At 60.6% G+C, this 19,496-nt stretch carries 24 protein-coding genes and 2 tRNA genes (1 of these 26 cut by a window edge); 17 read left to right on the forward strand and 9 right to left on the reverse strand.

Going from position 1 to position 19,496, the window contains the following annotated elements; all coding sequences use genetic code 11:
- Positions 1-264, forward strand: the 3' portion of a protein-coding gene (locus EGH24_RS04155; RefSeq protein WP_142978914.1) for a 2Fe-2S iron-sulfur cluster-binding protein. Its footprint begins 78 nt before the window's first position; 264 of the gene's 342 nt are visible here — the last part of the coding sequence; the start codon falls outside the window, past its left edge; its stop codon occupies positions 262-264.
- Here the strand turns inward: EGH24_RS04155 and EGH24_RS04160 are convergent.
- Positions 261-587: an ASCH domain-containing protein gene (locus EGH24_RS04160; protein WP_142978915.1), complete on the reverse strand. Its 327-nt coding sequence runs from the start codon at positions 585-587 to the stop codon at positions 261-263. The genes EGH24_RS04155 and EGH24_RS04160 overlap by 4 nt on opposite strands.
- Positions 588-670: 83 nt before the next feature.
- On the opposite strand from EGH24_RS04160, the gene pyrB reads away from it, so the two are divergent.
- The 6 genes from pyrB (at position 671) to EGH24_RS04190 (ending at position 3,668) form a co-directional block, all read left to right on the forward strand.
- On the forward strand, positions 671-1,588 hold the full coding sequence (pyrB, locus tag EGH24_RS04165) for an aspartate carbamoyltransferase (protein WP_142978916.1): 918 nt from the start codon (positions 671-673) through the stop codon (positions 1,586-1,588).
- The gene (pyrI, locus tag EGH24_RS04170; protein ID WP_142978917.1) at positions 1,585-2,049 is read left to right on the forward strand and encodes an aspartate carbamoyltransferase regulatory subunit; all 465 of its coding nucleotides are present in this window, start codon (positions 1,585-1,587) and stop codon (positions 2,047-2,049) included. The genes pyrB and pyrI overlap by 4 nt, the downstream gene beginning before the upstream one ends.
- Positions 2,050-2,123: 74 nt before the next feature.
- On the forward strand, positions 2,124-2,360 hold the full coding sequence (locus tag EGH24_RS04175) for a glutaredoxin family protein (RefSeq protein ID WP_142978918.1): 237 nt from the start codon (positions 2,124-2,126) through the stop codon (positions 2,358-2,360).
- Positions 2,357-2,884: a cob(I)yrinic acid a,c-diamide adenosyltransferase gene (locus EGH24_RS04180; protein ID WP_142978919.1), complete on the forward strand. Its 528-nt coding sequence runs from the start codon at positions 2,357-2,359 to the stop codon at positions 2,882-2,884. Before EGH24_RS04175 ends, EGH24_RS04180 begins: the two co-directional genes overlap by 4 nt.
- Before the next feature lie 357 nt (positions 2,885-3,241).
- Positions 3,242-3,505, forward strand: a complete 264-nt coding sequence (locus tag EGH24_RS04185; protein ID WP_142978920.1) for a DUF7553 family protein — start codon at positions 3,242-3,244, stop codon at positions 3,503-3,505.
- Positions 3,506-3,593: 88 nt separating this feature from the next.
- Positions 3,594-3,668: transfer RNA gene (locus EGH24_RS04190), tRNA-Val, on the forward strand.
- A 46-nt stretch (positions 3,669-3,714) separates the two neighbouring features.
- On the opposite strand, the gene EGH24_RS04195 is transcribed toward EGH24_RS04190, so the two are convergent.
- On the reverse strand, positions 3,715-3,984 hold the full coding sequence (locus EGH24_RS04195) for a hypothetical protein (RefSeq protein ID WP_142978921.1): 270 nt from the start codon (positions 3,982-3,984) through the stop codon (positions 3,715-3,717).
- A gap of 109 nt (positions 3,985-4,093) precedes the next feature.
- Between EGH24_RS04195 and EGH24_RS15235 the strand changes: the two genes are divergently transcribed.
- Together EGH24_RS15235 and EGH24_RS04200 are read left to right on the forward strand one after the other, a co-directional pair.
- The gene (locus tag EGH24_RS15235) at positions 4,094-4,267 is read left to right on the forward strand and encodes a hypothetical protein (RefSeq protein WP_185903230.1); all 174 of its coding nucleotides are present in this window, start codon (positions 4,094-4,096) and stop codon (positions 4,265-4,267) included.
- Between the two features lie 240 nt (positions 4,268-4,507).
- Complete coding sequence (locus EGH24_RS04200; protein WP_142978922.1) at positions 4,508-5,239, forward strand: hypothetical protein; 732 nt, start codon at positions 4,508-4,510, stop codon at positions 5,237-5,239.
- A gap of 225 nt (positions 5,240-5,464) precedes the next feature.
- On the opposite strand, the gene EGH24_RS04205 is transcribed toward EGH24_RS04200, so the two are convergent.
- From EGH24_RS04205 to EGH24_RS04215, 3 genes are all read right to left on the reverse strand, one after another.
- Positions 5,465-5,539, reverse strand: a tRNA-Met gene (locus EGH24_RS04205).
- A gap of 184 nt (positions 5,540-5,723) precedes the next feature.
- Entirely contained in the window at positions 5,724-6,725 is a 1,002-nt protein-coding gene (locus EGH24_RS04210) for a DUF7504 family protein (protein ID WP_142978923.1), read from the reverse strand.
- A 197-nt stretch (positions 6,726-6,922) separates the two neighbouring features.
- The gene (locus EGH24_RS04215) at positions 6,923-8,152 is read right to left on the reverse strand and encodes a mandelate racemase/muconate lactonizing enzyme family protein (protein ID WP_142978924.1); all 1,230 of its coding nucleotides are present in this window, start codon (positions 8,150-8,152) and stop codon (positions 6,923-6,925) included.
- Positions 8,153-8,240: 88 nt separating this feature from the next.
- Here EGH24_RS04215 and EGH24_RS04220 point away from each other — a divergent pair, with 88 nt between their 5' ends.
- Together EGH24_RS04220 and EGH24_RS04225 are read left to right on the forward strand one after the other, a co-directional pair.
- Positions 8,241-9,176, forward strand: a complete 936-nt coding sequence (locus EGH24_RS04220; RefSeq protein WP_142978925.1) for a 1,4-dihydroxy-2-naphthoate polyprenyltransferase — start codon at positions 8,241-8,243, stop codon at positions 9,174-9,176.
- Positions 9,176-10,222: a mandelate racemase/muconate lactonizing enzyme family protein gene (locus tag EGH24_RS04225; protein WP_142978926.1), complete on the forward strand. Its 1,047-nt coding sequence runs from the start codon at positions 9,176-9,178 to the stop codon at positions 10,220-10,222. Before EGH24_RS04220 ends, EGH24_RS04225 begins: the two co-directional genes overlap by 1 nt.
- On the opposite strand, the gene EGH24_RS04230 is transcribed toward EGH24_RS04225, so the two are convergent.
- The gene (locus EGH24_RS04230) at positions 10,223-10,657 is read right to left on the reverse strand and encodes a halocyanin domain-containing protein (RefSeq protein WP_142978927.1); all 435 of its coding nucleotides are present in this window, start codon (positions 10,655-10,657) and stop codon (positions 10,223-10,225) included. It abuts the gene before it with no gap.
- Positions 10,658-10,751: 94 nt separating this feature from the next.
- Between EGH24_RS04230 and EGH24_RS04235 the strand changes: the two genes are divergently transcribed.
- From EGH24_RS04235 to EGH24_RS04245, 3 genes are all read left to right on the forward strand, one after another.
- Complete coding sequence (locus tag EGH24_RS04235) at positions 10,752-11,216, forward strand: DUF5799 family protein (RefSeq protein ID WP_142978928.1); 465 nt, start codon at positions 10,752-10,754, stop codon at positions 11,214-11,216.
- A gap of 174 nt (positions 11,217-11,390) precedes the next feature.
- Entirely contained in the window at positions 11,391-13,082 is a 1,692-nt protein-coding gene (locus EGH24_RS04240) for a methyl-accepting chemotaxis protein (RefSeq protein WP_142978929.1), read from the forward strand.
- Complete coding sequence (locus EGH24_RS04245; RefSeq protein ID WP_142978930.1) at positions 13,082-13,819, forward strand: bacteriorhodopsin; 738 nt, start codon at positions 13,082-13,084, stop codon at positions 13,817-13,819. The genes EGH24_RS04240 and EGH24_RS04245 overlap by 1 nt, the downstream gene beginning before the upstream one ends.
- A 32-nt stretch (positions 13,820-13,851) precedes the next feature.
- Here the strand turns inward: EGH24_RS04245 and leuB are convergent, their stop codons facing one another.
- Entirely contained in the window at positions 13,852-14,823 is a 972-nt protein-coding gene (leuB, locus tag EGH24_RS04250; protein ID WP_142978931.1) for a 3-isopropylmalate dehydrogenase, read from the reverse strand.
- A gap of 137 nt (positions 14,824-14,960) precedes the next feature.
- Between leuB and EGH24_RS04255 the strand changes: the two genes are divergently transcribed.
- From EGH24_RS04255 to EGH24_RS04265, 3 genes are all read left to right on the forward strand, one after another.
- Positions 14,961-15,962, forward strand: coding sequence for a hypothetical protein (locus tag EGH24_RS04255; RefSeq protein WP_142978932.1), 1,002 nt, complete (start codon positions 14,961-14,963; stop codon positions 15,960-15,962).
- Between the two features lie 58 nt (positions 15,963-16,020).
- Positions 16,021-16,575: a hypothetical protein gene (locus EGH24_RS04260; protein ID WP_142978933.1), complete on the forward strand. Its 555-nt coding sequence runs from the start codon at positions 16,021-16,023 to the stop codon at positions 16,573-16,575.
- A gap of 112 nt (positions 16,576-16,687) precedes the next feature.
- Positions 16,688-17,095: a DoxX family protein gene (locus tag EGH24_RS04265; RefSeq protein WP_185903231.1), complete on the forward strand. Its 408-nt coding sequence runs from the start codon at positions 16,688-16,690 to the stop codon at positions 17,093-17,095.
- A 306-nt stretch (positions 17,096-17,401) separates the two neighbouring features.
- On the opposite strand, the gene leuD is transcribed toward EGH24_RS04265, so the two are convergent.
- Both leuD and leuC read right to left on the reverse strand, forming a co-directional pair.
- A complete protein-coding gene (leuD, locus tag EGH24_RS04270; protein WP_142978934.1) occupies positions 17,402-18,004 on the reverse strand; it encodes a 3-isopropylmalate dehydratase small subunit in 603 nt (200 codons plus the stop codon).
- Entirely contained in the window at positions 18,004-19,464 is a 1,461-nt protein-coding gene (gene leuC, locus EGH24_RS04275; RefSeq protein ID WP_142978935.1) for a 3-isopropylmalate dehydratase large subunit, read from the reverse strand. Before leuC ends, leuD begins: the two co-directional genes overlap by 1 nt.
- Positions 19,465-19,496: the final 32 nt, after the last annotated feature.

Raw genomic sequence — 19,496 nt, forward strand, 5'->3', positions numbered from 1 at the left:
TGTNTNGANGAGGGNATCGCGCAGGAGTACTCCTGTCGCGTCGGGATGTGTCTCGCCTGCAGCGCCGAGATCGTCGAGGGCGANGTCGNNCAGNCNGNNGCNACGAAGCGCGGCTTCACCGANCAGGAGCGAGAGAACTACGCGCTGACCTGCATGGCCCGCCCGCAGTCGGATCTCAAACTCGAACGCGGCGTCTACCCGCCGAGCATCGAGAACGATGCTGCCAGCGGAGCCGCCGACGCCGCGCCCGCTGACGACGACTAATTCTCCGACGACTGCGGTTCGAACTGGTGTCTTACCACGTCGGCATCGTCGTTCCATTCGAAGTCGCCGCCGTGAACCCGAACCAATCGCTCCTTGTAGGCGTCGAGATCCGCTGAGCCTTCCCGCTGGGCGTCGGCGTCGGTGAGATCGCCGAGTTTGATTTCTTCGACGCTCGTCACCTCGAAGGCGTCGCCGTCGATGTCGAATGTATCGCCTTCGTCGACGTACGCCTGCCCGCGGGTCATCTGGGTGATCTCGCCGGCTGCGACAGCCTGTTTGACGTGCTCGTTCGGCAGCAATGTTTCGGGGTCGACCTGTGTCATAACCTCGATTGGGACGGCCGAGACAAAAACGTGGCTCGCCCAACCCACGGGATTCAATAGCGTCGGCCCATCGCAGTGAGATAATGCGTCAGGACCACCTCATCACCGCGACTCAACTCTCGCGGGCCGACATCGAGGCGGTGCTCGACCGAGCGGCGGAGATCGACGCCGACCCCGCGGCGATGGCCGACCGATACCGGGAGGCCGTCCTCGCCCTCTGCTTTTTCGAGCCGAGCACGCGCACGAAGATGAGCTTCGAGACCGCGATCAAACGCCTCGGCGGCGCGACGACCGACATGGGAACGGTCGAATCCTCCTCGGTCAAAAAGGGCGAAAGCCTCGCCGATACCGTCCGCGTCGTCGAGGGCTACGCCGACGCGCTCGTGCTCCGCCATCCCAGCGAGGGCGCGGCGAAGATGGCCGCCGAGTTCGTTGACGTGCCCGTCATCAACGCCGGCGACGGCGCGGGCCACCACCCCAGCCAGACCCTCCTCGATCTCTATACGATCCGCGAGAACGTCGGCCTCGACGACCTCTCGATCGGCATTATGGGCGATCTCAAGTATGGCCGGACGGTCCACTCGCTGGCCGACGCGCTGACCAACTTCGACGCGCGCCAGCACTTCATCAGCCCCGAGAGCCTCCAACTCCCCCGTAGCGTCCGGTTCGATCTCCACAACGCCGGCGCGCAACTCCGCGAACACACCGATCTCGATGATGTCCTGCCCGAACTCGACGTGCTCTACGTGACCCGCATCCAGCGCGAGCGGTTCCCCGACGAAACTGAGTACGAACAGATCGCCGGCGAGTATCAGATCGACGCCGACACCTTGGAAGCCGCCAGCGACGACCTCGCGGTGATGCATCCGCTGCCCCGCGTTGACGAGATCGATCCCGGTGTCGACGCGTTGCCGCAGGCGACGTACTTCGAACAGGCACACAACGGCGTCCCGGTCAGGATGGCACTGCTTGATTTCCTGCTCTCGGAGGGTGAGCTATGAGCGATCACGAACTCCACGTTGCGAAGATCCGCGACGGCACCGTCATCGACCACGTCACCGGCGGCCAAGCCCTCAACGTGCTGTCGATCCTCGGTATCGACGGCAGCGAAGGCTTGGGCGTCTCCGTTGGGATGAACGTCCCCAGCGACCGCCTCGGCAAGAAGGACGTTGTCAAGGTCGAAGACCGCGAACTCAGCCAATCCGAGGTCGATGTGATCTCGCTGATCGCCCCCGAGGCGACGATCAACATCATCCGGGATTACGATGTCGCCGAGAAGAACCGCGTTGACCGCCCCGACAGCGTCGTCGGCCTGCTGTCCTGTCCGAACCGCAACTGTATCACGACCGGTAGCAACGAGCCAGTCGAAACCAAATTCAGCGTTGTCGACGAGGGTGTCAGATGCACCTACTGCGGGACGATCATTCGGGACTCGCTGGCCGATCACATTGACCCAGAGTAGCCGTCGACCGCTGCCGTCGCGGCCCTTCGTTTACTCGTGATAAGCTACTTCCACGGCGCGCCCGAAGGAGCGATATGGTCACCCTCTACGCGCTCGATGGCTGTCCGTACTGTGAGAAAGTCCACGACGCCCTCGACGACAACGAGATCGATTACGAGACGATCTGGACCGATCCACTCCACTCTGACCGCAACGAGGTCAAGCGGGTCAGCGGCCAGCGCGGCGTGCCCGTCATCGTCGACGAGACCCGTGGTGTGACGATGGCAGAGAGTGAAAACATTCTCACCTTCATCGAACGGAGTCTCGCATGAGTATCTACACTGGCCGCGGCGACGAGGGGCTGACCGACCTTCGCGATCGCTCCCGCGTCTCGAAAACGAACGTCCGGATCGAAGCCTACGGCGTCGTTGACGAAGCGAACTCCCTGATCGGCCGGGCGCGCCCGACCGGCTACGAGGATCTCGACGAGTGGCTGGCCGGCGTCCAGAACCACCTCCATATCATCCAGGCGGAGTTCTCGATGCCGGAATCCGACGACCCCGCAATCGAGGAGTCCCACGTCGAGGAAGTCGAATCGTGGATCGACACTGCCGACGAAGAGCTTGAGCCGCTCACTGAGTTCATTCTCCCGGGCGGCGGTGACACCGGCGCGACGCTGCATCACGCTCGGGCGGTCACTCGCCGCGCGGAGCGACGGTCGGTCGAACTCGCTAACAACGAGCCGATCAACAAGCAGGCGTTGGTCTATCTGAACCGCTTATCCGACGCGCTGTTCACGTTCGCGCGGCTGGTCAACGCCCGCGACGGTGTGCCCGAAGAATCGCCGAGCTACTGAGCGATCGGACTTTTCACGCGACAGCGTCGTAACTCACCGGGTGAGAACGGAAGTGGGCGACGACCGCCGGGGGGACAGACGGGAGCTGGGCGGTCGGCCCGGAACGGATGATGCCAACGGTGCCGTCGATTCCAAGACGGAGGCGATGCAGTCCGGCTGCAACGGGGACGGGATGTCCCGTTGCGAGCCGTGTCTTTAGGTTCGCCTAAAGGTTTGTATAGGTTTCGATTTAGGTTGGCCTAAAAGTAGAACTGGAGACCTTCTGCTCAGTAACGTGGCCGGATTGTACAGCGGTCTAAAAACTGTTGCCGCTGTGGGGACACAAGAGTTTTATCTGTCGCAACCGAAAGGACAGATATGAACAAGCACTTCAGTGATACCCGGTACTACCTCAGCCAAGCCGCATCGCACCTCAAACGTGGACTAAGCGAGGAGCTATCCCCTGTTGTTCGGCGGGTTCGCTCCCGGCTCGGCCGAGAGGTCCCGGAGCCGGAACCTGAAACCCGCGCCGAAAAGGCTCGCGTCGTCGCCGAGACGACCGCAGCGCGGGTCGTCGAAACGGCGACCGGCGCGAAACGGCGTGTCGACCAGCGCCGCGGTGACGACGACGCTGCCGCCTAAGCGTCGCACTCAGCGGTCATTCTTTTTGTAGTACAACGTCACCCGGAGAGAAGGGTTTAAGTCCAGCCGAGAGGTAGCGACTGTCGCTGGGTCGGTGGTCTAGTCTGGTTATGACGGCTCCTTCACACGGAGCAGGTCGGCGGTTCAAATCCGCCCTGACCCATTCGTCGTTTTAGTTTCCAATTCACTGATAGCGACACGACTGTCGATCAGTTTGCCGCTTCAATAGCGTCGTCGAACGTCTCCGCCAATGAGCGAACCTCGTCGATATCGAACCCGAGATGTTCGTCGGTGAGCTCCGGATGGTCGCTCAACACGCGAAAGAGGTTCACACCGTCCGCCGCACACTCCTTGCCGATGCCGACGAGTTCGTCCACATCGAAATGGTCGTCGTCAGCGAGGCGGGCGAGCATCCGGATCATCTCTTCGGGGTCGTCCTCAGCGAGGGCGGCCAAACTCCCGTCGTCGGGTCCTGTCATTGCCCCCGAGTTCGATATCGTGACGTATCAATCCCCACGGTTGCGGACGCCCTCGGCTGGCACCGCTCGCCCGGCGAAGATTGAATTGCGAGCCGGCCGAAACGACTGTATGTCAGTCGAAGGCGTCTGTCAACTCTGTGAGTCTCGCCTCGCCGAACACGATTGCACGCGGTGTGGGGCGAGCGTCTGTCGGCTCCATTACGACGGCGAGATGCGGTTTTGCGCCGACTGCGCCGACAAAGCGAAACCTGATAATCGGCGTGGCGACACCTTTCGGCTGTGAGGACCGGATCGAATCGGGAGTGTTGACGACGGCGGAGCCAGTGGCTCCCATCGCTGCGTGATGGCTCGCACCGGGTACTCGATTCGTGAATTCTGATCCGTCCATACGATTATCGATAGAGATAATTTTAGGAGTATTTTTAACAGGGTGATCCGCTATGTATCCTTTACAGCCTGTGAAGACCGAATAGGGTCACAGGTAGCCCATGTTCAACACTGAGAATTGCGGTCCAGTACTCGCATGACTGGCCGCCGCGAACTGCTGTTCGGAGTCGCCGGCTCCCTCTCGGTAGCCGGTTGTCTCGGCAGCGTGAGCGGTGTTGAGCGTGGGCTCTCACAGGCTGATTCTGGTTCTACCACCGACAGCGAGGCCGACGGTGTGACTTCCGAATCCGAGAACGAGGGGACTGATTCTGACACCGCGGAGGGCCCACCGAAGGGGTTGCCGAATTTCACGGTCGAGAACATCGAACTCAACTACGCCTCTCATGTCGGTATTACAACGCTCATTACAATCAAAAATGAGACTGATCATGGGTCGAAAACTGCACATCTCGTCGCCGAAGCCCACGATGGCGACGGGGTGCTCGGATCGGCTTCCTGTTGGGACGATATTCCGACGCTGACACGACCTGTCGAACTTCGTATCGAGAACATCTTCGATCTGTACGGCAATCTCGGTAGTATCTCCGAATTCGTGATCAAAGGGCGCGTCCCGGAAGGCGAATACGGCGTGATCAAATCCTTCTCCGGTAGTGGGTTCCGCGACGAAGTTGGGGTCGAGGACGTCTCCGAAGACGATGGGGAAGTTGAGGTCGACGTGGAGTCTGGCGACGAAACCGAGGACGATTCGGCCGGTGGTGACGCAACCAACGAAACCGAGACTGATGGATCCGAATCAGGAGACGGTGGTGGCGATGACTCCTCAGACGGCGGTGGCTCACTCGCGGACGAACTGGATGTTAATTTCTAATGAGTCGACACTATTCCGAGCAATCCGCACAGACTTACGGATTCACGCCGAGCCGAGATTCGCCGTTGTCGTGTGAGTCTGAGAAGTATAGCGGGAAGTAGATTTGAATAACAGTCGCTCACTCCGTTCGCTCCCTCATTCAAATCTATTCCGTGCGAGATGCAGCGACAGTCGAGATGGCGTGGCGACGAGACGCCACTTTTTGGGGTGACTGTCGCAAAAGTATAGCGGGAAGTAGATTTGAACTACCGATCTCCGGGTTATGAGCCCGGCGGAATCTCCTGGCTATCCCATCCCGCTATCAGTTTCGATGCCACAGTTACGGTTAAGCGTTATGATCCAAACGCAGTATGGCACTTTTCGGCAAAACGAAGCCGCTACACTCGTGGCTCACAACCCGCCGACTGGCCCTTATTTCGTCGGCTGAACCGTGCTAAAATCCCCCCGTGCATCCAACGATCACGATGGCTGAGACTGCCAGCAATCAGGCACCTTCCAAGTCCACGCCGGCGTCGTCGATCGTCATAACATAATCGAACAGCGGTTTGAGCGTGTTGATGTTTTTCGGATCGGTCGCAGAGGGGTTCACGAAGAAGTGCGTGATCGCCCCACCGGAGCTGAGCTTTCCGAGGAAAATGTGCAGGAACCGGAACGTCCCTTCGACCGTTTTGTACCGGAACAACACGTCCAACGGGTCGAGCGAGACGGCGGTCTCGCCCTCGAAAGCCGACCAGTCGTCCAGCGTCTTGGTGGCGAGGATTCCCAACCGCGTCACGTCGTTCGGGTTGTTGATGTCGACGACTTCGACGGTGTCGCTGACTGCGTTCGGCACCGACTGCGAACAGCCGATCGTGATGACCTTGACACGGCTGGCGTTGGTTGCGATCTCTTCGAGCCGCTCAACGTCCAGCGATCGGTACTGGATGAGCAAGACATTACGGTCGCTCGTCTCATCGAGTCCGAGGAGGTCGCGTCGGGCCTTGTGTTTGCGGTCGTCTTGGGAGCCACACTGGACGAGCATCGTCGTGCCGGCAGCGAGCTCGACTCCGTCGGGTCGCTGATACTCGTCGCTCGTTTCCCACTCGACCTCAGCGGCCGGCTCGTCGCTCGGGGTCGCCGGTTGGCCATCGTCGGTGGTTGCCGCTGCCTCCTGTGTGGCTTCTGCCGAATCATCGTCCGTCGTGGACTCGTCTTCGTCGTCGCCGATGATCTCCGAGAGCAGCCCGATCAGCTCGTCTTTCGGCAACTGTTTGAGCTGGTCGAGGTCGACATCGGCGGATTCGAGTTGTTCGTCCGAGACGCCGTCCAACGCGCTCGGCACCTCCTCGTCGCCCGCTGCGTCGCCGTCGGCTCTGCCGGTGTCCTGCCCGCCGTCAGTCAGCAACCGCCCGGTCGCCGCGGGCGGTGGATCGTCGGCGGTGGCTGCTCCCGATGGAAGCCCATCGATATCGACGCCCGGGAAGAGCAACCGGTCCTGCGTGGTCATAGCTACAACAGTGACGCCGGGGCATAAAAACATCCTCGGTTATCGAAACCGATTCTCTCGATTCTGTCACGGAATAATCATGCCGCGTGACGACAGAGTATACAGTCCCTACCGGCTGAAAATACGGGCGGCGAGTCGGTGGAGTTCGTTCACTGATCGGCGCGGAGCAACGCTCCGCCGGCTCGACTTCGCGTTGCTCAGTCGAACAACGTCTCGCCGTCAACCATGTGCTCCTCAACGGCGTCCATATCGAGCGTGACACCGAGGCCTGGCTCCTCTGGAATCTCGATGTAGCCGTCGACGATCACGTCTTCCTCGACGAGGTCTGCCCACCAGCCGAGTTCGTAGCTGTGGTACTCGACGGCCAGCGAGTTCGGGATCGCCGCGCCGACGTGCGCGCTCGCCATCGTCGCCACCGGCGAGGAGACGTTGTGCATCGCNACGGGGANGTAGTACTGNTTCGCNACGTCGGCGATCTTCCGCGTCTCCCGCATCCCGCCGACCTTCGGGAGGTCGGGCGCGACGATGTCGACGGCNNNGTTCTCNATGAGTCGTCGNNNCTCGGTNACNCGNTAGCGGTTCTCGCCGACNGNGATCGGCGTGATCGTGGATTTGGTGACCTCCTCCTGGACTTCGAGGTTCTCCGGCGGGACGGGGTCTTCGAGCCACCANACGTCGTACTCCTCNAGCNCNGCGGCGAGNCGCTTCGCNNNNCCNCCCGANAACGTCCAGTGGCAGTCGAANGCNACGTCNGCGCGGTCCNNNACNCGCTCGGTNACCGCNTCGACGATNTCGNCTTTGTGNCGGATCTCGCCGGGACGGAGATGGCGGTTCGCGCGGTCCTTTTCGAGGCCGCTCGGCACGTCGAGATCGAATTTGAGGGCGTCGTACCCCAGTTCCTCGACGACGCGTTCGGCCTCGTCGGCGCAGGCCTGGGGGTCGGCCTCGTCGGCGGTGTGGCAGTCACAGTAGACCCGCACCTCGTCGCGGTACTTGCCGCCCAGCAGTTGGTAGGCCGGTACGTCGAGGATCTTGCCCGCGAGGTCGTGGAGGGCGATTTCGATCCCAGCGATGGCGGTGACGGTGACGCCCTCGACGCTGCCCTCACCGGACATCTTCTGGATCAGATGCTCGTAGAGGCGGTCGATGTCGAGGGGGTTCTCGCCGACGACGAAGGGTTTCATCCGCTCGATGAGTTCGGGGATGCCCGCGCCCCAGTAGGCCTCGCCGGTGCCGACGACGCCGCTGTCGGTGTAAATCCGCACCAGGGTCCACGGGAAGTTACCGTCGATCATCGTCGTCTGTACGTCGGTGATCTCGACGTCGCGGTCGCCGCCGCGGGTGCCGGTGACGCCCATCGTTTCGCCGGACAGCTCGCGCATCGTGTACTCGGCGTTCGGATCGTGTAAAGAGTCGTAATCGACCATATGTCGGCGTTGGCGTCCACTCCTAAATAGTCTCCTCACCTGTGTGCGAAAGGCAACATTCAGGCACGGGCCGCACTGAGGAACGGTAATGAGCGGTTCGAACCTCTCGCGGACCCAAGCGTGGGTCGCCGCCGCCCGCCCGCAGACGCTGCCGGCGGCGGCCGCGCCCGTGATCGTCGGCGTCGGCCTCGCCGTCAACGACGGCGTGTTTGCCCCGTTGCCAGCCGTCGCCGCCTTCATCGGCGCGGCGCTCATCCAGATCGGTACCAACTTCGCCAACGACTACTACGACGCGATTCAGGGTGCCGACACCGACGACCGCGAGGGGTTCACCCGCGTCACGCAGTCCGGCCTCATCGAACCCGGTCGCGTCAAAGCTGCGATGTATCTCACGTTCGCTGCTGCCGTCGTCGTCGGCAGCTATCTCGTCTACATCGGCGGCGTTCCGATTCTCATCATCGGCTTGCTGTCGGTCGTCTCCGGGATTGCCTACACCGGCGGCCCCTACCCGCTCGGCTACCACGGCCTCGGCGACCTCTTCGTCTTCGTCTTTTTCGGCGTGATTGCCGTCACTGGGACCTACTACGTCCAAGCCGCAGCCGTGTTGGCCGCGCCGCTGGCGACGACGATTCCGGCGGGGACGGTCACGCTCGAAGCCTTCGTCGCCAGCCTCCCGATCGCGGCGATTTCGACGAACATCCTCGTCGTCAACAACATCCGTGATAAGGCCGAAGACGAGACGACGGGCAAGCGCACGCTGGCAGTCCGGTTCGGCTACAGTTTCAGCCGTGCCGAGTACATCGGTCTGTTCGGACTGGCGTATCTGGTGCCGGTCTGGCTGTGGCTGGCGACCGATTTTTCAACAACTGTGTTGCTCCCGCTGTTGACGCTGCCGATCGCTGCCCGCGTCGCCGAGACGGTTCGGACTGAAACGAGCGGTGCGGCCCTCAACCCCGCACTGGAAACGACCGGGAAACTGCTGGCGGGCTACGCGCTGCTGTTCGGCGTGGGGTTGGGGCTCTGATGTGGATCGACTCGTTCAGCCTGCGGCTCACATCGCCGCTGGAAACGGCCCACGGATCGATCACTGACCGCCGCGGATTTCTCGTTGGCATCGACGGCACGACGGCCCCCCACGGCATCGGCGAAGCAACTCCGCTGCCGGGCTGGACTGAGTCCCTCGACGACTGCAGAGACGTACTCGAAGCGACCGACCAGGAAAATACTGAGACTCACCCCGACCCAGCGACGACACCGGCGGCTGCTCACGCCGTCGAACTCGCAGGGCTTGACGGCCACGGTCGCAATGAGGCTACTCCGTTGTCAGCGATGCTCCGGGAGGCTGCCTTCGACGGCGATGCTTCCGCAGTACCGAACCAGGTGCCCGTCAACGCGACAATCGGCGACGAAAATATCGATTCGACCGTCGCTGCCGCCGAAGACGCAGTCGCCGACGGCTACGACTGCCTGAAACTCAAAGTCGGTAGCCGCTCTCTCGACGCCGATCTCCAGCGCGTTCGCGCCGTCCGTGAGGCCGTTGGCGACGATATCGCGCTCCGTGCCGACGCCAACGGCGCTTGGGACGTAGCGACCGCTGAGCGGGCACTCGACAGCCTCGCACCTCTCGATATCGCGTACGTCGAACAGCCGCTGCCGGCAACCGACATCGCCGGTCACCGCGAGCTCCGCGGCCGTGGCGTCGATATCGCGCTCGATGAGTCGCTGGCGACAACGTCGGTTTCAACCGTCCTTGATGCCGACGCAGCCGACGTGATCATTCTCAAACCGATGGCCCTCGGCGGGCCGCTACGGGCAACGCAGGCGGCTGCTGCCGCCCGCGAGGCAGGCGTCGAACCCGTGGTAACCACGACGATCGACGCCGTCGTCGCGCGATCGGCCGCAGTCCATGTCGCGGCGTCGATTCCCGATATCGCCCCGTGTGGGCTGGCGACTGGGTCGCTGCTCGCCGACGATCTGGCCGCTGATCCGGTGACGATAGCCGACGGGACTGCGAGCGTCCCGACCGGCGGCGGCCTCTGCGGCGACGATTTCGATAGCCTACGTCGCTGATTAGGCTTCGACGACCTCGACGACGCCGAGCATCCCCTGTGTTTGGTGGGGCGTACAGCGATACTTGTAGACGCCCGGCGTCTCGAAGGTGTAGCTGAACTGTCCGCTGTCTTCGAGATAATAGTCGCTCTCAAAGGAGCCATCGTCGGCGATGACGTTGTGCTGGCCGCCGCGACCGGTCCACTTCCAGACGACGGTCGTTCCCGGCGAGACTTTGACGGCCGCCGGATCGAACGACAGCCCGCTGTTGGCTCCGACGGCGACGGTGACCTCGTTCTCTCCGGTGCGATCGACGACGACGCCGTCGAAATTGTTTGCCGGCCCGAGGTGGCCATCGTAGGGAGCGTCGCCGCCGCCCCCACCGAGACAGCCTGCGAGACCGAGCGTGACCGCGCTGCCAGCCGCTGCAACTGCGTGTCGCCGCGTGTAGTCCATACGCCCGATAGCTGTCGAACGCCTATGAGTGGTGCCATCTGATCGTCGCTCTCGTGGCCCGAACGCTGAAACGGCGGTCCGTCCTACCGCGGGTATGAGCCACTGGACGGACACCATCGTCGGCGACCGGATGGCCGTCGATCAAGCGTTCACCGAGCGCGTACAGGCTTCCCAATTCACCAGCCAGGAGTGGGGGTTGATCATGACGGCGACCGACCTCGAAATCGAGCACGCCGAGGACCCTGACCAGGCCCGCATCGTCGCCAACACCGAGGCCGTCGAATCGATCATCCCGGAGTTGGAGTCGATCCGCTCGCAGATGGGGCCGATGGCTGGGGGCACCCGTGACGCCGGCGATGAGGGTAGTGGGGGTGTTGTCGACTCGATCAAGGGCGCGCTGGGCCTCAGCAACGGTGCGGACGACGGCGTCGATCAAGAGCAGTTAGCAGCGGCCGAATCACTCGCGCAGGCGTACGCCGACGAACTCCAACAGCATCTCGAATCGAAAGACGCCTTCGAGGCGGCCAGAGAGGCCTACCTCGAATCAGCGGACTCGTAAGCCGGGCTTCGCTTGGGGCCTCTCTGCATAGGCCGCGGTTGCGTTGGTGCCGAGATAGTTCGACTGTGCTGTCCGATTCTGCGCTAAAACCTATATTGATTGGGTATATCCATCGTCGAGTGTCCCTATGAACATAGCGCGTACGCATACGTGACACTGTTCCAATACTCTACTATGGCTGAAACGCAGTCACGCAATCGGATACGCGACAGTTACGCGACGAAGCTTACGCTTTCGTTGGCGGGAGTCGTCGCCCTCGCCACGGCGGCCGGCGTCTTGGTCTATTTCCAGGCTCGTTCGCTGTTCGGGGCGGAAGCCGGCGTTATCGGCTCAAGCATTCTCGGATTGATTCTCGTCACCGTCATCAGCCTCGCGCTGATCGGCGTGACGATCGGCAGCAACACGATCATCGCCCTGCGGCGGCTGACAACCAAGGCCGACCAGATGGCCGAGGGCGATCTCGATGTCGATCTCGATACCAAGCGAACCGACGAGATCGGCCAGCTGCACCAGGCCTTCGATTCGATGCGCCGCTCGCTGCGGGAGCAGATCTCGGCAGCCGAAGAGGCCCAAGAAGACGCACAGGCCGCCCGCGAGGAGATGGAACAGCGGGCCGAACGGATCGAACAGAAGGCTGCCGAGTACGAACGTGTGATGCAGGCCGTCGCCGACGGCGACCTCACCCAGCGCGTCGATCCCGACACCGACAGCGAGGCGATGCAGCAGGTCGGCATCGCGTTCAACGAGACGCTCGACGAGCTGGAAGGGACTGTCAGCGAGGTGATGACCTTCGCCGACCACGTCGAGGACGCTGCCGCCAGCGTCGATAGCACCGCCGACCAGCTCTACGAGGACAGCAGCGGCGTCGCCAACGCCGTCGAGGACATTTCGGACGGAGCCCATCGCCAAACCGAGAACCTCCGAGATGTCGCCGACGAGATGGACGGCCTCTCCTCGGGAGCCGAAGAGGTCGCCGCGACGGTCGATACGGTCGCGGAAACGACCGAGCAGGCGACCGAAGCCGGCACCGAAGGGGAGGCCGCCGCGGCTGACGCTATCGAACAGATGGATGCCGTCGAGTCGACGACCAACGAGACGCTGGAGGACATCGAAGTGCTCGACGAGGAGATGGACGAGATCGGCGAGATCGTCGATATGATCAGCGAGATCGCCGAGCAGACGAACCTGCTCGCGCTGAACGCCTCTATCGAGGCCGCTCGCGCCGGCCAAGAGGGTGAAGGCTTCGCGGTCGTTGCTGAGGAGGTCAAGTCACTCGCCGAAGAGACGAAGGAGGCTGCCGGCCAGATCGAAGGGCGCATTCAGCGCGTCCAAGAGAAAACTGGCGAAGCCGTCGCCGGCATGGACGAAACCTCCGTCCGGATCAGCCAGGGCGTCGAGACCGTCGAAGGAGCCATCGACCAGCTCAACGACGTCATCGAGTACGTTGAGGAGGTCGACAGCAGCATGAGCGAGATCAACCGGACGACCGAGGAGCAGGCCCGCGCAGCCAACTCGGTCGTCGAGATGATCGACGAGGTCGCCGAGATCAGCGAGACGACGACCGAGACGGCCGACGACGTGACGGAGACGGCCACCGACCAGCAGGAGACGCTCCAGACGGTCGAGTCCTCGGCGACGCAACTCCGGTCACAGGCCGCGAAACTGCACGAGGCCCTCGACCGCTTCGAGGTTGACGCCGACGCGGGCGAGGGTGAACTCGGTGGCTCGGTATCGACCTCGCCGACGGCTGGCAGCGAAATGTCGCCGGATGCGACGGCAACGACTCCCGACGCGGCCGCGACCGACGGCGGGCAGGACACGGACAGCGAGGCAACTGACAGCGGTTTCAACTTCGGTGATTCCTAATGTTGTTTTCAGCAAACGGCTGGGCGGCGATCGGCGCGATAGCACTGGCACTCGGCACGATCCCGTCGGCGTATTTCGCCGTTCGTGACGCGAAAAACCGGAAATACTACAGCGTGCTTGCGGCGATCACGGGGATCGCGACGGTCGCCTACACGCTGACCTCGCTTGGCGTGGGATCGATCCCAGTCGACGGTGCGACGTTCTACACGCCGCGGTACGTCGACTGGCTGTTGACGACACCGCTGTTGATCCTTTACCTGACGCTGCTGTGCAAACCGGGCAAACAGCTCTACGCGCTGTTGATCGGACTTGACGTGGTGTTGATCGCTCTGGGGATCGCCGCGATCTTCACCTCGGGCGTGCTGTCGCTGACGCTGTTCGGACTCGGCGGCGTGGCCTACCTCGCCTTAGCCTACCTGCTGGTCACTGAACTCCCGGATCGAGCGAGCTTCGCCAGCGAGCGGGTCGGGATCGTCTTCGCCAAACTCCGGAACGTGACGGTCGTGCTGTGGACGCTGTACCCCGTGGTCTGGCTGCTCGCGCCGGTCGGGTTCGGCCTGCTGGAGCCTGGCGTCGAGATGATGGTGATCGTCTATCTCGACATCATCACGAAGGTCGGTTTCGCCATGCTCGCACTGATGGGCAAGGACGCCCTCGACGACATCACCGACCAGTCGCTCCAGCTCGACACCGAAGAAGAACAGGGCACCTCAACGGCGACCGAGTTCGTGAGCTAACGGCTCTCTTTTCGCTGTTCGCAGCAGTCCCGCTACAGTTCGTCGATGATTGCCTGCGTGACCTCGTCGGTATCGGCGTCGCCGCCGAGGTCGGCCGTTCGCGGCCCCTCGGCGAGGACGGTTTCGACGGCGGTCTCGACGCGATCAGATTCCTCGCTGTAGCCGAGATGATTGAGTAGCATCGCCGCCGAGAGCACTGTCGCCATCGGGTTGGCAACGCCTTCGCCGGCGATGTCGGGTGCGGTGCCGTGGACTGGCTCGAACAGCGCGTTGTCGTCGCCGATGTTCGCGGAGGGCAGGAGTCCGAGCCCGCCAACGAGGCCGGCGGCGAGATCCGAGAGCACGTCGCCCGCCAGATTCGGACAGACAATAGTGTCGAACTGTTCGGGATCGAGACAGACCCGCGTTGCGAAGGCGTCCATCAGGACTTCGTCGGTGTCGACGCCGTGGTCGTCGGCGACGCGAACGACCGCATCGCGGAACCGGCCGTCGGTCTTCCGCATCACGTTGGCCTTGTGGACGACGCTGAACCCCTCGCCGTCGACGTACTCGCAGGCGAATTCGGCGAGTTTCTCGGAGGCGGAGGTGGTGACGACGCGGGTAAGCGTCGAGAGGTCATCCGAGAGATCGTCTTCGTGGCCGGAGTAGACGCCTTCGGTGTTTTCGCGGAGGAAAACGAGGTCAGTTTCGGGCCGGACGGCGTTGACGCCAGGGTACGCCTTCGCGGGGCGGATGTTGACGAAGGAGTCGACGGCGTCCCGAAGCGGGAGAATCACGTCGGCGGCGGTCTCGCCGGCCGCGCCGAACAGCGTGGCGTCGGCGTCGGCCGCGAGGTCGTAGGTCTCCTGTGGGAGTGCCTCGCCGGTGGCTTCTTTGACCGCGTCGCCGGCGTCGCCTTCGACGAATTCGAGATCGAGATCGAGCGATTCGAGTACCTCAACGGCAGCTGGGATTACTTCCTGTCCGATGCCGTCGCCTTCGATGACGGCGATTCGATGGCTCATACGCGCTGTCTCTCCAGCACTGAAAAGAGCATGTCGATGTGTGGGAGTCGTTTGGGTCCTCATCAAAGCAAAAATAAATATAGTTTATATATTCTGCCTGCGAAGACATTATAATATTGTAGTGAGCATCTGTCAGTATGTCTCAAGTAACGGATCCAGACTCTCCTGATGAATTTGAATATTCAGGTTGGCTTTCTTTTTATTTATATAAAACAGAAATAAAAGGCGAGTTAGAAAACATTACTTCTGGAATAAACTTAGAGGAGAAATTAAAACAAAGACTGCCAAAGTATGAGCAAGGAACGCCTTCTGACCCTGGTGACGGATTTAGGGTTACAAACACGCGAGAGCTCCTGAGGCAAGCCGGATTGCTTGATGAATACCCTTTCCTTGACGAGACTGTTCACGTGAAATATATCCAAGAAGAATACCAAGAAAGATTGGCATATATTGAGGAGGATGATGATTTTAGGGAAACTAGCACCTTGGAAATTTCAACCTCTGATCTATTCTGGATGTTTCCCAAGTTCCTATTTACAAGAGCATCTAAACAGGTATCGGATAACATTCGTACTCGGATGAGGTCAACGTTGGTTAATTCCCTGCGAACCGAAAAAATTGAATTCAATCGGGATTTCTTTATTTGGCTCATATATAATAACTATTCAGGCGAAGAAACCGATTCGTTAATTAATATACAACAATTACAGTCGATAGAATTAGTTGGACAACCAGATACTTTTGGAAGTAGCTCGAAATTTTCTAATGCAGAATCTGGTTCTGCTGTGGCACTACTCCAGCTTTTAGAAGGTAATTCACCACAAAATATTGAGGCGATGTTCAATTATTGTGATCGTAAAATAGTCGTAAATGTCAGTCATGATCGTATTCAAATATTGACAAGCAAAGAGTTGCCAGAGAAGCTGTCTGATTTAGAAAGGATGGCCCTCTCGGTGTCATTTGTGTCAGAATTCATATCCCTCTACGAAATGTGGACTAACCTCCCGAATGAAGAGAAATATCCACCTACATCCTCATTTAAAGAAATTTATAAGAAAGGGATTGACGAAGGGTACGAGACTGAAGGAATATCTAGCCAATTAATTGAAAGATTCGAAAAACTTAGAGGAGATAAGTGACCTTATGTCTCGGCGGGGTAAAATTATAACTCTGATCCGGCGTGCACCCTTTGGGGTGGTGCCAGTTCTAATTTTAGCTTTTACTGCAATAACCGGGATTTTAATCCCTGAAGGCAACTATTCTGATGAAGCTACAATACTGGTTTTATTGGTCTGTTCTGGGTTTGCGGCTTATTCATATCTGTTAGTAAATGACACAAAGATATTCTATGTTCAAATTGATCCAGAGTCAGAATCCCCTGCTCGCACTCATTATTCTAATGAGTTTGAACTTGAAGAAGGATATAGTGAATTTGACGCTTTTGTAAATGTTCCAAAATGGATGAACAAGTTTATTTTAGAATTCGATCCTGATTCTCCACTTGAGGTCGGGCTATGGGAGGTTCCTAATGATTACAACGAAAATGGAAATACAATAGAGTGTAGCGATAATGCTCATGATTTCAGTTTTATTCTTACTGTTGGTGGTGATGTTGCTGAATTGGGAACTGCAGATAGAGAGTTGAGAATTTATGAAAAAGAAACTAATTCAAAATTGACAACTCTCACACTGAAATCCACAAACACTCAGACAGATGATAGCTATCGTGACCAGTTCAAGAATGATGGATGAGTAAAATTCACATATTTCATATTAAATCTTGTTTTGAATAATCTGTACGGGTCAATATATTAAGGCGAGATTCACCCCAAACCGCTTCCCTGCGGTCTGCATAGCAGATGTAATGAGGGATGGCTTGGAACGGTTCAAACGCCCGCTACTCTACGTGATGGGGCCGCTCTACGTCGTCGCGGGCGTCCTGCATTTTGTCGTCCCGGAGCTATACGCCCAGATCATCCCGCCGTTCCTGCCCGCGCCGCTCGCGCTGGTCTACCTCTCCGGCGTCGCCGAAATCGCCGTCGGTGTCGGGGTGTTGATTCCACGAACGCGACGCTACGCGGCGTGGGCGACGATTGCGCTGCTCGTTGCGATTTTCCCGGCGAACGTCTATATGGCGACCTCGATGGTCGTCGTCGATGGAATCGGCGGTGGCGACCCCTCGCCGCTGATTCGCTGGGGACGGCTGCCGCTTCAGGGCGTGTTGATTCTCTGGGCCTACTGGTACACTGATTCGGAAACTGTCGATGCGTAGCGTGGATCGCTGGCGACTCGACTGATTTTAACTGGGCAACAGAGGTGTAGAAAGCCCTCGACGCTCTGGACTCCCGGGCCTCGCTGCGCGCTTCGTCGTTCGCTACGCTCACTCCTGCAGTGCTTGCGTCGGCCGGGTTCGTCGAGCGGGCGGTCGGCTCTGCCGACCGCCGCAAACGTGGCGGCTTCGCCGCCACGCGCGTCTCGCCCTTTCAGTCTGCCAGGGGCGGCGGCTGGCCGACTTGTCGATCACTTCTGATCACTCGTGGCTGGACAACCGAAGAGATAGAATACAGCGAACGTTAGCTTAGTCGTCGCCTTCGACGTACGGCAGCCCAGCAACCGTTTCCTCGACCTTGCTGCGGTTCGAGTACATCAGCGCGGTCGTATCCCAGATGCCCTCGACGAGGGCTTCCTTCATCGCGTCGTCGATCTCGACGTCAATGGTCGTGTCGCCGTAGGTGACGGCCTCGTTTTCGACATCGATGTTGATGTCGCCGTCGGGGTTGGCTTCGATCCACTCCTGGAGCTCAGTGACGGTCTCGTGGTCGGTCGTGACCGCCGGAATCCCCAGCGACTTGCAGTTGTCGCGGAAGATTTCGGCGTAGGATACGCCGACGATGCCGTCGACGCCCCAGCGCATCATCGCCTGCGGCGCGTGCTCACGGGAGGAGCCACAGCCGAAGTTGGAGTTGACCACGGCAATCGACGCCCCCTCAAAGCGGTTGAGCGGGTGATCGTTGAACCCGTCGTCGTCCCGCCGCGCGTCGTAGAAGAGGTAGTCGGCCATGTTGTCGAAGGTGACCTCCTTCATGAATCGCGCCGGCAGGATCTGGTCGGTGTCGATGTCGTCGCCGGGGATCGGGACGCCGGTGCCGCCGACTTCGGTAATGTGGTTTTCAGGAGCCATTAGTCAGCCGCCTCCCCAACACCGCTGGCACTGCCAGCCGGATCGTCGCCCAGGTACTCGCGGGCGTCGGCGACTTCGCCTTCGACGGCCGCGGCTGCGACCATCGCCGGACTCATCAGGACCGTGCGGCCCTCTTTGGAGCCTTGGCGNCCGATGAAGTTCCGGTTCGACGAGGAGGCNNANNNCTCGTCGCCCTCCAGNNNGTCGTCGTTCATGNCGAGACACATCGAACAGCCGGCCCTGCGCCACTGGAAGCCGGCGTTGATGAACGTCTCGTCGATGCCGCGGGCTTCACACTCCTCGCGGACGGTCTCGGAGCCGGGGACGGCGAGTGCGCGGACGCCGTCGGCGACCGTGTTGCCCTCCAGAATCTTCGCGGCTTCCTCGAAGTCCGAGACGCGGCCGTTCGTACAGGTACCGAGGAACGCCACGTCGACATCGTAGCCCAGCATCGACTGGCCGGGTTCGATATCCATGTGTTCGAGGGCCTGCTCGGCGGCCTCCCGATCCGTTCGGGCCTCGAAGTCCTCGGGGTGCGGGACGCTGTCGGTGATCTCGATGACCTGGCCGGGGTTGATCCCCCACGTGATAAGCGGGTCGATGTCGTCGGCGTCGACGGTGACGACATCGTCGTACTCGGCGTCCTCGTCGCTGCTGATGGACTCCCAGTACTCCTTGCGCTCCTCGAAGGCCTCGCCTTCGGGGACGTATTCGCGGCCCTGCAGGTACTCGTAGGTGGTCTCGTCGGGGTTGATGTAGCCCGCGCGAGCGCCGCCTTCGATAGACATGTTACAGACCGCCAGCCGGCCCTCCATATCGAGGGCTTCGATGGCCGGGCCGCCGTACTCGTAGACGTGGCCGACGCCGCCGTCGACGCCGAGGTCCTGAATGATCTTCAGGATGATGTCCTTGGCGTAGACGCCCTCGCCGAGTTCGCCCTCGACGTTGATCCGGCGGACTTTCTGTTTGTCGGCCGCAATGCAGCCGGTCGCCAGCACGTCGCGGATCTGGCTGGTGCCGATGCCGACGCCGATAGAGCCGAACGCGCCGTGGGTCGCCGTGTGGCTGTCACCGCAGGCGACGGTCATCCCCGGCTGCGAGAGGCCGAGTTCGGGGGCGACCACGTGGGTGATGCCCTGCTTTCCAGATTCAAAACCGAAGAACGTGATGCCGTTCTCGCTGGTGTTCCGTTCCAGCGCGGACAGCATCTCCTCGCTTTGCTCGTCGGTCAGCGGTCGCTTTCGCTTCTCGGCCTCGGTCGGCGCGATGTGGTCGGTCGTTGCGAAGGTCTGATTCGGGTAGGCGACGTTGAGGTCTCGCTCCCGGAGCATGCCGAATGCCTGCGGGCTCGTCACTTCGTGGACGAGGTGCAGGCCGATGAACAGTTGATCCTGTCCGCTCGGCAACTCAGCTACCTTGTGCTTCTCCCATACCTTGTCGTACAGCGTTCCGTTGCTCATTTGATAACTCCGTTAGTTTCGTTTTGCATGTT

The organism is Halonotius terrestris (assembly GCF_006861665.1).
GTDB lineage: Archaea > Halobacteriota > Halobacteria > Halobacteriales > Haloferacaceae > Halonotius > Halonotius terrestris.

Coding starts and splice junctions, on each gene's coding strand:
- EGH24_RS04160 (WP_142978915.1), bottom strand. CDS start 587: ATGACACAGGTCGACCCCGAAACATTGCTGCCGAACGAGCACGTCAAA.
- pyrB (WP_142978916.1), top strand. CDS start 671: ATGCGTCAGGACCACCTCATCACCGCGACTCAACTCTCGCGGGCCGAC.
- pyrI (WP_142978917.1), top strand. CDS start 1,585: ATGAGCGATCACGAACTCCACGTTGCGAAGATCCGCGACGGCACCGTC.
- EGH24_RS04175 (WP_142978918.1), top strand. CDS start 2,124: ATGGTCACCCTCTACGCGCTCGATGGCTGTCCGTACTGTGAGAAAGTC.
- EGH24_RS04180 (WP_142978919.1), top strand. CDS start 2,357: ATGAGTATCTACACTGGCCGCGGCGACGAGGGGCTGACCGACCTTCGC.
- EGH24_RS04185 (WP_142978920.1), top strand. CDS start 3,242: ATGAACAAGCACTTCAGTGATACCCGGTACTACCTCAGCCAAGCCGCA.
- EGH24_RS04195 (WP_142978921.1), bottom strand. CDS start 3,984: ATGACAGGACCCGACGACGGGAGTTTGGCCGCCCTCGCTGAGGACGAC.
- EGH24_RS15235 (WP_185903230.1), top strand. CDS start 4,094: ATGTCAGTCGAAGGCGTCTGTCAACTCTGTGAGTCTCGCCTCGCCGAA.
- EGH24_RS04200 (WP_142978922.1), top strand. CDS start 4,508: ATGACTGGCCGCCGCGAACTGCTGTTCGGAGTCGCCGGCTCCCTCTCG.
- EGH24_RS04210 (WP_142978923.1), bottom strand. CDS start 6,725: ATGACCACGCAGGACCGGTTGCTCTTCCCGGGCGTCGATATCGATGGG.
- EGH24_RS04220 (WP_142978925.1), top strand. CDS start 8,241: ATGAGCGGTTCGAACCTCTCGCGGACCCAAGCGTGGGTCGCCGCCGCC.
- EGH24_RS04225 (WP_142978926.1), top strand. CDS start 9,176: ATGTGGATCGACTCGTTCAGCCTGCGGCTCACATCGCCGCTGGAAACG.
- EGH24_RS04230 (WP_142978927.1), bottom strand. CDS start 10,657: ATGGACTACACGCGGCGACACGCAGTTGCAGCGGCTGGCAGCGCGGTC.
- EGH24_RS04235 (WP_142978928.1), top strand. CDS start 10,752: ATGAGCCACTGGACGGACACCATCGTCGGCGACCGGATGGCCGTCGAT.
- EGH24_RS04240 (WP_142978929.1), top strand. CDS start 11,391: ATGGCTGAAACGCAGTCACGCAATCGGATACGCGACAGTTACGCGACG.
- EGH24_RS04245 (WP_142978930.1), top strand. CDS start 13,082: ATGTTGTTTTCAGCAAACGGCTGGGCGGCGATCGGCGCGATAGCACTG.
- leuB (WP_142978931.1), bottom strand. CDS start 14,823: ATGAGCCATCGAATCGCCGTCATCGAAGGCGACGGCATCGGACAGGAA.
- EGH24_RS04255 (WP_142978932.1), top strand. CDS start 14,961: ATGTCTCAAGTAACGGATCCAGACTCTCCTGATGAATTTGAATATTCA.
- EGH24_RS04265 (WP_185903231.1), top strand. CDS start 16,688: ATGAGGGATGGCTTGGAACGGTTCAAACGCCCGCTACTCTACGTGATG.
- leuD (WP_142978934.1), bottom strand. CDS start 18,004: ATGGCTCCTGAAAACCACATTACCGAAGTCGGCGGCACCGGCGTCCCG.